This window comes from Microbacterium sp., assembly GCF_047605725.1.
In the GTDB taxonomy this organism is placed as follows: Bacteria; Actinomycetota; Actinomycetes; order Actinomycetales; family Microbacteriaceae; genus Microbacterium.
In genome coordinates, this window is record NZ_JASGFE010000022.1 from 32647 (window position 1) to 41493 (window position 8847).

9 protein-coding genes are annotated in these 8847 nt (G+C 70.8%); 6 read left to right on the plus strand and 3 right to left on the minus strand.

All coding sequences use genetic code 11. The features are described 5' to 3' along the window. Positions 1-7: 7 nt before the first annotated feature. Entirely contained in the window at positions 8-559 is a 552-nt protein-coding gene (locus QM641_RS06685) for a hypothetical protein (RefSeq protein WP_415114728.1), read from the minus strand. 113 nt (positions 560-672) lie between these two features. Next, positions 673-1434, minus strand: a complete 762-nt coding sequence (locus tag QM641_RS06690; protein ID WP_415114730.1) for a GAP family protein — start codon at positions 1432-1434, stop codon at positions 673-675. A gap of 109 nt (positions 1435-1543) precedes the next feature. Here QM641_RS06690 and QM641_RS06695 point away from each other — a divergent pair, with 109 nt between their 5' ends. From QM641_RS06695 to QM641_RS06715, 5 genes are all read left to right on the plus strand, one after another. Beyond that, positions 1544-2791 (plus strand): sensor histidine kinase, encoded by a 1248-nt coding sequence (locus tag QM641_RS06695; protein ID WP_415114732.1) that lies wholly within the window; start codon positions 1544-1546, stop codon positions 2789-2791. After that, positions 2788-3447, plus strand: coding sequence for a response regulator (locus tag QM641_RS06700; RefSeq protein ID WP_415114733.1), 660 nt, complete (start codon positions 2788-2790; stop codon positions 3445-3447). The genes QM641_RS06695 and QM641_RS06700 overlap by 4 nt, the downstream gene beginning before the upstream one ends. A 327-nt stretch (positions 3448-3774) precedes the next feature. Continuing rightward, positions 3775-4254, plus strand: a complete 480-nt coding sequence (locus QM641_RS06705; protein WP_415114735.1) for a prepilin peptidase — start codon at positions 3775-3777, stop codon at positions 4252-4254. A gap of 25 nt (positions 4255-4279) precedes the next feature. Further along, positions 4280-5287 (plus strand): YhjD/YihY/BrkB family envelope integrity protein, encoded by a 1008-nt coding sequence (locus QM641_RS06710; RefSeq protein WP_415114737.1) that lies wholly within the window; start codon positions 4280-4282, stop codon positions 5285-5287. Between the two features lie 47 nt (positions 5288-5334). Further along, complete coding sequence (locus QM641_RS06715) at positions 5335-7857, plus strand: glycogen/starch/alpha-glucan phosphorylase (RefSeq protein WP_415114739.1); 2523 nt, start codon at positions 5335-5337, stop codon at positions 7855-7857. 21 nt (positions 7858-7878) lie between these two features. Here the strand turns inward: QM641_RS06715 and QM641_RS06720 are convergent, their stop codons facing one another. Continuing rightward, positions 7879-8610 (minus strand): glutamine amidotransferase, encoded by a 732-nt coding sequence (locus QM641_RS06720; RefSeq protein WP_415114741.1) that lies wholly within the window; start codon positions 8608-8610, stop codon positions 7879-7881. A 55-nt stretch (positions 8611-8665) separates the two neighbouring features. On the opposite strand from QM641_RS06720, the gene QM641_RS06725 reads away from it, so the two are divergent. Then, a partial coding sequence (locus QM641_RS06725; protein WP_415114743.1) for a hypothetical protein occupies positions 8666-8847 on the plus strand: 182 nt, incomplete at its 3' end.

Consider the following 8847-nt stretch of genomic DNA (forward strand, 5'->3'; position numbering starts at 1 on the left):
GTGCAGCTCAGTACGTGCCCGATGCTACTTGCTGCACGGGCTGCCGGCTCGAGCGGGCGAGGATGACGGCGACCCGTGCCACCCGGTTCACCGCCACCATGAGCAGGATGACGCCGGTCGAGGCGGCGAGCCCTGACCCCATCCGCACCGCGACGACGTCGAGCCCCACGCGCACGGCGATGAGCACGATCCACAGCGCTAGTCCGGTCCAGCCGGTGCGCGTCTGGAGGGTCACGGTGGTCGCCTCGCCGTACCGCGTGCGGTGGGCGGCCAGCGACGCTGCGCTCATCGGACGGAACCGCGAGATGGCGCCCATCAGCGCTCCGACGGCGAAGGCGAGCAGCAGTTCGGCGACGAGCATCGCGACGTCGAGGCCGGAGACGCGGCTGAGACTCCCGGTGCTGCTGAGGGTCGCGAGACCGACGACGGCGAGGATGACGGGCAGACGCCACATGCGGGTGGGGTCCACGGCCCGCCAGGTGGTCTGGCGGTATCCGACCCACACGAGCAGCAGCAGGATGAGGAGGGCATTGACGATGAGCTGGAGCGGCGTGTCCATGGGAGACCTTCCGAGGTGTCGAACGGGCCGATCGACCCGACCTCCCCACTGTCGCTCCCTGGTCGTCCGCCGCCCACCGCCCGAGGGTGGAGATCGGGTGGACATCGCCCCGATCAGCCGACGACGGGCAGCACGATCCCCAGCTGCGTGAAAGCGGAGCGGGCGAGGAGCAAGCCGACGATCCCGAAGACCCACGACGTGTTCTCGGCGCCGGTGCGCTGCATCCAGCCGGTGAAGCGCCGCAGCGGACGCTCGACGGATCCGGCGGCTGCCACGCGCAGTCCGAGCAGCAGCAGCGCGGGCAGGATCATCACCATGCAGTAGCCGGCGAGCATCGCGAAGCGGCCGGGCATGCCGATCGGCGCATCGGCGAGCATCGTCATGCCGATGAGATAGGGCAGCATCCCGGCCACCTCGGCAAGGCCGGCCGCGAGCGGGACGCCCATCACCGCCGCGCGTCCCGTGCCGGGCGCCAGCAGCCGCTCCCGCCAGCGCAGCAGCCGTCCGCGGCCCTCGAGCGCCGTCGGATCGCCCGCCGCGGCACGCTTGCGCCGGCGGGCGTCGAGCACGCCGATCCAGATGCCGAGCGCCAGCATGACCAGACCTCCGGCGAGCATCGCGAACCGACCGGCGGTGGATGCCAGGAACTCGCGCCCGAGATCGATGACGTTCACGATGCCGAGGGTGAACAGCACGCCGACCGCGAAGTAGAACACGGTGATCGTCACGAGGTAGAGCATGATCCGCGGCACGCGCGGCCGACCCGGTGCGATGAGGAGGAACAGCGGAATCAGCAGCGTGCCCACGCTCAGGCCGTCCACGAGGGCGAGGAGGGCCAGCGCTGCGGGGAGCGGAAGGGTGTGCAGAATGTCCATGGCACGAGCCTCGCCCCCGGCGGCCGACAGCGGATCGGCAGAAGGGGGCAGCACGGACTCATCCTTTGGTCGGAGGCGCCCTGGCATGACCGGCTGCTTGGATGGGGCCATGATCACGCAGCACGAGCCGGTACGCGCCGGGACGGCGCCGTCCTCGTCGGAGCCCGCCCACTGGGGTGCGCTGCGGGAGCGTGCGACCAGACCGCTCGCGACCGCGATGCAGTACCTGGTGCTCGCGGTCGTGCTCGCGGCCCTGGGCCTGTCCGGGCTGTGGGACGTCTTCTCGCTCCTGCCCGAGCGCGTCTCGCCGTGGTTCACGCTGGTCACGGCGGTGCCGGCGTGCGCGCTGGTGCTGCTGAAGCGCCGGTCGCCTGCGGTCGGTCTGGCCCTGGTGGTGCTGGTCTTCGTCGCCGACCTGCTGACGTTCGGCGGTCTCGTGCCGCTCCTGGTGATGCTCGAGCTGATGCACGCCCACCTCGTGACGTTGGATGCGCAGCGCCGCCGCCACGTGCTGAGCCTCGTCCTCGTCGGCACCGCGCTCATGACGATCGGGGCGTTCGCGTTCTCCGGCGAGCTGCGCATCGCGGCGATGATCGGCCTGCAGATCGGGGCCCTGCTGGGCGTCTCCTACTGGTACGGCAACTCGACCGCGCAGTCGCGGGAGCTGGTGTCGCTGTACCGGCAGCGGGCCGAGAACGCGGAACGCCTCGCCGAGCTCGATCGGGCCGCCGCCGTGCAGGGCGAGCGCGACCGCATGGCGCGGGAGCTGCACGACATCGTCGCGGGGCACATCTCGGCGGTCGCCATCCGCAGCGAGGCGGCGCTGGGCCGCCCGGATGCGCCGGCGGGCGACTCGCCGGAGCGCCAGGCGCTGCGCGCGGTGCGCGACTCGAGCCTCGAGGCGCACGGCGCCCTGCGCTCGATGATCCAGGTGCTGCGCTCCGGCGATCGCGAGGTCGCGGTGCCGCCGGGGCGGGCACGCCTGCCCGAGCTGGTCGAGGCGGCGAACGGCTCGGGCGTGCGCGCACGCCTGGTCGACGACGTCTCGGGCGGACTGCCGGCACCGGTCGACCAGACCGTCGGCCGCATCGTCCAGGAGGCACTGGCCAACAGCGTGCGGCACGCGTCAGGATCCGACGTCGAGGTGCGACTGGCCGAGGACGGGACGACGGTGCGCGTGGACGTGGTCAGCCGCGGCGGTCGCCGGCTCGCCGCCCCCGCGCTCCCCGGCAGCGGGATGGGCCTGCAGCTGCTCGCCGAACGCGCCCGCGCGCTCGGTGGCGTGCTGACGGCAGGATCGGAGGGGCCGGCGGTATGGGCCGTCCGCGCCGCCCTGCCGAAGGAGACGGCCTCGTGAACGACGGATCGCCCGAGCGCGCGCCGCGCGTGCTCCTCGCCGACGACCACGGCATGATCCGCGAGGGGCTCCGGCTGATGCTGGAGACGCACGGCGTCGAGGTGATCGGGGAGGCGGCCGATGGCGCGGCCGCGATCCGCAACGCGGCGGCGCTGCGACCCGACGTCGTGCTGATGGACCTGCGGATGCCGGGCGTCGACGGCGTCGCGGCGACGCAGCGGATCGTGGCGGATGGCCTGGCGGATGTGCTCGTGCTCACGAGCTTCGACGAGGACGAGCTGGTGTTCTCGGCGATCCGTGCCGGCGCCGCGGGGTTTCTCCTGAAGACCACCGAGGCCGCCGCGCTGGCCGACGCCGTGCGACGGGTGGCCGCGGGCGAGGGGGTGCTCGACCCGAGGGTGACCCGCACCGCGTTCGCGGCGCTTGCCGAGGCCGGGGGCGCGGACAGCCAACCGGCTCCGGAGGGGCTGGAGTACCTGACCGCGCGCGAGCGCGAGGTGCTCGACGCGCTGGGGGAGGGGCTCTCGAACGCGGCCATCGCGAACCGCCTGCACATCTCGATCGCGACCGTGAAGACGCACGTCTCCAGCGTCCTGGTGAAGCTCGGTGCCGAGAGCCGTACGCACGCCGCCGCACTGGCCCGCCGCGGCCTCTGAGCGCGGACCGACGAGGGAGGAAAGAAGCCCCCTCGAGGATCCAGCCCCAGCTAGATCCCCGAGAGGGCTCGCCTATCGATTCCCGGATGGGCACGGGTAGGCGACATGACTGCCGCCACTGTGAACGGGCCGATAAACCCCAGTCTTCGGCCCGTATCCCCAGGTTCTGTACCGACTGTAGCGCGGTCCTCCTTGTCCACCAAATGGGGGACAAGAAAAAAACCTGGGTGTTTGCTGTGAGTGCGCTCTGCGGGCGTCCCCGCGCGCCGGGCGACCACCTGTGGATGACCGCCGACGCACGCCGGTCCGCCTCGCTACGCTGGCACGATGATCGGCATGAGCGGGCTCGTCACGGTCGTCGCCTTCGGCGTGTTCGCCGTCGTCGGCGTGCTGCTGGTGATCATCGATGTGCGTGAGCACCGGCTGCCCAACCGGCTCGTGCTGCCGCTGTACGGCGTCGGCCTGGCTCCGCCTCTCGTCGCGCTATTCGCGGGCGAGTCGGATGCCGCGATCCGGGCGCTCGTGGCCGCCGCCTCGCTGTTCGCCTTCTACTTCGTGCTGCACCGCGCCGGCGGGGGCATGGGGGCGGGCGACGTCAAGCTCGCCGGCGCGATCGGCCTGTTCCTGGGTTTCCTCGGGTGGACGCAGGCGCTCCTGGGTGCCATCGCCGGCTTCGTCCTCGGCGGTCTCTGGGCACTCGCGCTGCTGGTGACCCGCCGCGCGCATCGCGGCACGCGCATCGCCTTCGGCCCGTTCATGCTCGCGGGTGCCTGGGCGGCGATCGCAGCGACCATCCTCGGAGGGTGACGACGGCCCGGGGTAGGGTGACGCCATGCCACCGCGCACTCCGATCAGCCGTGTCATCGCCTGGGTGCTGACCCTCAGACCCGTCCGCGCGTTCCTGAGATACTCCGAGCTTCGCGGCCCGATGCTCGCCGACAGCGTCACCTACCGCGCCCTGTTCGGCGTGTTCGCCGGGGTACTGCTCGGCTTCTCGGTCGCGGCGCTATGGCTCTCCGGCAACGCGGAGGCATGGCGGGCCCTGGTGGCCGCGGTGGATGCCGCGATCCCCGGACTCGTCGGCGAGGACGGCATCATCAGCCCGTCGTCCATCCGGGCGCCCGCAGGCCTCTCGGTCGCGACGGTCGTCTCGCTCGTCTCGCTGGCGGGGGCCGCGATCGGGGCGATCGGGTCGCTGCGCATCGCGCTGCGCACGATCGCGGGGGCCGTCGCCGACGATGTCCCGTGGCTGCGCGTGCTCGTGCGGAATCTGGCGCTGGGCGTGGGGATCGGCATGGCCTTCCTCGTCGCCGCGACGGCGACGCTGGCCGGCACGGCCGGTGTCGGGTGGGTCGTCGATGCTCTGGGGCTGGAGGGCGAGCGGGCTCTTGCCACCTGGTCCTCGCGCGCGGTGGCGGTGCTGGTGACCTTCCTTCTCGACGCCGGGGCGATCGCGCTGCTCTTCCGCGTGCTCTCCGGCGTGCGCGCGTCGGGGTGGGTGCTGTGGGGCGGCGCGCTGCTGGGAGGAGCCGGGCTCACCGTGCTGCAGCAGCTGTCCGGCCTGTTCGTCGGCGGGGCGAGTGCGAACCCGCTGCTGGCCGCGTTCGCCTCGCTCATCGCGCTGCTGCTGTGGGTCAACCTCTCCACCCAGGTGATCCTGATCGCGAGCGCATACATCGTCACCAGCGTGGAGGAGCAGAACGATCGCGTCCGCGCCCGGCACGGGGCGCAGACATTCGCGCAGCGACGGGTCCGGCGCGCCGAGGATGCCGTGGCCGCGGCATCGGAGGAACTGCGTCGCGCCCGCGAGGCCCGCGCGAAGGAGCGCGAACGAGAGTGAGCGGGGCTCGTTTCGCGCATCCGGCGGACGATCTGTACGGTCTTACTGTGCCTGAGAACGTAACCGCGCCCGCCACCCCTGCCGATGCCCATCCCACCGGTGCCACACACCCCTTCGCGCTTGCCCCGGTGACCGCTCCGCCGAACTCGGTGGACGGCTTCGTCCGCCAGTTCCTGGCGAACCTCAACTTCGACCGCGGCGTACCGCTGTCGGCATCCAGTGTCAACGACCGCTACCTCGCGCTGGCCTGCACGGTGCGCGACTACCTCATGGCGCGCTGGCTGGAGGACCTCCGCCGTCAGCGCGAGGTGCAGGCCAAGGGCGTGTGCTATCTGTCCGCGGAGTACCTGCTCGGCCGGCAGCTCGACAACAACCTTATGGCGGCGGGCCTGACCGACGTCGCGCGCGAGGCGCTGGCCTCGTGCGGCATCGACCTCGACGATCTGCGCGCGCAGGAGGTGGAGCCGGGCCTGGGCAACGGAGGTCTCGGTCGGCTCGCGGCCTGCTTCATCGATTCGCTGGCGACCATGAGCGTGCCGAGCGTCGGCTACGGCATCCGTTACGAGTACGGCATCTTCCGCCAGACGTTCGTCGACGGCGTGCAGGTCGAGCAGCCGGACGCCTGGCTCAAGCTCGGCTCGCCGTGGGAGTTCCCGCACCCCGAGGCGGCCCAGACGATCTCGTTCGGCGGACACACCGAGACCTACGACGACGAAGGCACCACGCGCACGCGCTGGGTGCCGGCCTGGAACGTCCGCGCGGTGCCCTACAACTACATGGTGCCGGGCTACCAGAACGGTCGCGTGAACACGCTGCGGCTGTGGCGCGCCGCGGCGACCGACGAATTCGATCTGCGCATCTTCAACTCCGGCGACTACGAGGAGGCGGTGCGCTCGCGCACCTACGCCGAGAACATCTCCAAGGTTCTCTACCCCGAGGACTCCACGCCGCAGGGCAAGGAGCTGCGCCTGCAGCAGCAGTACTTCTTCGTGGCGGCCTCGATCGGCGACTTCGTGGGGCGCACGCTGCCGGCCGACTTCGACCTCGAGCGCCTGCCCGATCGCGTCATCTTCCAGCTCAACGACACCCACCCGGTCATCGCCGTGCCCGAGCTCATGCGCGTGCTGGTCGACGAGAAGGGCATGGAGTGGGCCACCGCGTGGGAGATCACGCAGAAGTGCTTCGCCTACACGTGCCACACGCTGCTGCCCGAGGCGCTCGAGGTCTGGTCGGTGGATCTGCTCGGACGGCTCCTGCCGCGTCACCTCGAGATCATCTACCGCATCAACGACGAGTTCCTCGACGCCGTGCGGGAGCGCTACGGCGACGACGAGATGCGCCTGCGCAACATGTCGATCATCGCGGAGTACCCGGAGCGCAGCGTCCGCATGGCCTACCTGGCCACGGTCGCCGGCGCGAAGGTCAACGGCGTCGCCGAGTTGCACTCACAGCTCCTGCGCGACAAGGTGCTGCCCGACTTCAACGAGTTCTTCCCCGGCAAGTTCACCAACGTCACCAACGGCGTCACGCCCCGCCGCTTCCTGCGGCTGGCGAACCCCGGCCTGTCCGAGCTCATCACCGACGCGATCGGCACCGGCTGGGTCACCCAGCTGGAGCGGCTGCGGGAGCTGGAGGTCTACGCCGAGGACGCCGAGTTCCGTGCCCGGTTCGCCGAGGTCAAGGCTGCCAACAAGCGCCGCCTCAACGAGGTGCTGCTCGCGCGCGACGGCTTCCAGGTGAGCGAGGGCCACCTGGTCGACGTGATGGTCAAGCGCCTGCACGAGTACAAGCGGCAGATGCTCAAGCTCCTGCACGTGGTCACGCAGTACGAGAAGGTCGTCTCCGGCCGGCTGGAGGTCGCCGACCTCCAGCCGCGCACCGTGATCTTCGGCGCGAAGGCGGCGCCCGGTTACGCGATGGCCAAACGCATCATCCACCTCATCAACGCGGTGGGCTCGGTCGTCAACGACGATGCGCGCGTGCAGGGGCGTCTGAAGGTGCTGTTCCCGCCGAACTACAACGTCACGCTCGCCGAGCGCGTCATCCCGGCCGCCGACCTGTCCGAGCAGATCTCGCTCGCGGGCAAGGAGGCCTCCGGCACCGGCAACATGAAGTTCGCACTGAACGGCGCGCTCACCATCGGCACCGACGACGGCGCGAACGTCGAGATCCGCGAGCTCGTGGGCGACGAGAACTTCTTCCTCTTCGGCATGACCGAGCCCGAGGTCGAGGCGCTGTGGGAGCAGGGCTACCGCCCGAGCGAGTTCTACCAGGCCGGCGAGGACCTGCGTCGTGCGATCGATCTCATCGCCTCCGGCGCGTTCTCGAACGGAGACCGCTCGGTCTTCGAGCCCATCGTGTCGAACCTGCTCTACGAGGACCGCTTCATGGTGCTCGCCGACTACGAGTCGTATCTGCGCGAGCAGGAGAAGGTGGATGCCGCCTACGCCGACCAGGACGCGTGGACGCACGCCGCGATCCTCAACGTCGCCCGCTGCGGCTTCTTCTCCTCCGACCGGTCGATGCGCGACTACATCGACCGCATCTGGCACACCCCGCCGAGCTACTGAGCGGATGCCGTTCGTGGAGCGCTACCGCGCGTAGCACTCCACGAACGCGCGGAGGATGCGGCCGGTGTGCGCGACGCGCAGGCGGCGCACGGCATCCAGGGTGAGCTCCAGCTCGTGCCGCGCGAAGTAGCCGTAGTCCGCGTAGGCGTGAATGCGCGTGGTGATGCCGTCGACGTCGAGCTCGGGATGGAACTGCGTCGCGTAGACGTTGCGGCCCACCCGGAACATCTGCACCGGGCAGGCCTCGCCGGTCGCCAGCAGCGTCGCCGACTCCGGCAGGCGCGAGACGGCCTCCTTGTGCCCGACGAACGCGGCGAAGGTGTCGGGGAGCGCCGCCAGCAGCGGGTCGGCGCGACCGGCCTCGGTGCGGGTGACCTCCACGACGCTGATGGGCTCGCGGTAGGTGTCGTCGATCACCGCGCCCTGGTGGATGCCGAGCGTGCCGATGCCGTAGCACGCGCCCAGGAACGGGAAGTCGCGCGCGACCACCTCGTCGAGCAGGCGCTGGAACTCGGCCTCGACGCGGTGCTGGACGGCGGATTTCTTCTCCGGCGGGTCGGAGGCGTTGAACGGGCCGCCGCCGACGAAGATCCCGGACAGCTCGTCGAGGTCGAACTCCGGCATCGGCCCCGACTCCAGCCGCACCCGGACGAGCTGCTCCGCGCGCAGGCCGGAGTAGGTGAGGAAGAGCTGGTACTCCTCGTCGGCGGGGATGTCCTCGGCGCGCGTGGCCAGCAGCAGGAAGGGCTTCACCAGAGGATTCTATGGGGGTCGCGAGGATGCCTGCTGCTCAGCTGCCGATCCAGACATGGGCGCGTCGTGGTCAGAAGGGTGGGGGTTCCCCTCCGCGATCGTCACGGTTGCTGCTGCTGCTGAGGAGGGCGTGTTCGACGAGTTTTCGCCGTCGCGGGAGGAGTTCGTTCTGGGGGATGAAGCGGATGACGGGTTCGGGTCGGTCGGTGTGGCGTCGTCCGGTGGGGCTGGTCCAGA

Coding starts and splice junctions, on each gene's coding strand:
- QM641_RS06695 (WP_415114732.1), top strand. CDS start 1,544: ATGATCACGCAGCACGAGCCGGTACGCGCCGGGACGGCGCCGTCCTCG.
- QM641_RS06705 (WP_415114735.1), top strand. CDS start 3,775: ATGATCGGCATGAGCGGGCTCGTCACGGTCGTCGCCTTCGGCGTGTTC.
- QM641_RS06710 (WP_415114737.1), top strand. CDS start 4,280: ATGCCACCGCGCACTCCGATCAGCCGTGTCATCGCCTGGGTGCTGACC.
- QM641_RS06685 (WP_415114728.1), bottom strand. CDS start 559: ATGGACACGCCGCTCCAGCTCATCGTCAATGCCCTCCTCATCCTGCTG.
- QM641_RS06690 (WP_415114730.1), bottom strand. CDS start 1,434: ATGGACATTCTGCACACCCTTCCGCTCCCCGCAGCGCTGGCCCTCCTC.